Consider the following 384-nt stretch of genomic DNA (forward strand, 5'->3'; position numbering starts at 1 on the left):
CGCCGGCGGCGATGAGGTCGCCGTACTCGCCGGTGGCCGCGTTGAGGCCCTGCCCGATCGGCAGCTCCGCCACCTTCGAGGTGACGACGTAGCCCTGCAGGCCCGCGTTCTCGGCGATCCAGCGCAGCGGCTCCTGCACGGAGCGCTTGACGATGGAGGCACCGGTGGCCTCGTCACCGTCGAGCCCGAGGCCGTCGATGACCTCGGCCGCGTGGATGAGGGCGGTGCCGCCACCGGCGACGATGCCCTCCTCGATCGCGGCGCGCGTCGCGGAGATCGCGTCCTCGATGCGGTGCTTCTTCTCCTTGAGCTCGACCTCGGTGTGGGCGCCGACCTTGATGACGCAGACGCCACCGGCGAGCTTGGCGAGGCGCTCCTGGAGCT

The 384-nt window shown here is 71.6% G+C and carries 1 protein-coding gene; it reads right to left on the reverse strand.

What is annotated here, in order from left to right:
* Positions 1 to 384 (reverse strand): TCP-1/cpn60 chaperonin family protein (locus tag N864_RS23120; protein ID WP_034723205.1); only part of this gene is annotated, 384 nt, incomplete at both ends.

The organism is Intrasporangium chromatireducens Q5-1, from assembly GCF_000576575.1.
Taxonomy (GTDB): domain Bacteria; phylum Actinomycetota; class Actinomycetes; order Actinomycetales; family Dermatophilaceae; genus Intrasporangium_A; species Intrasporangium_A chromatireducens.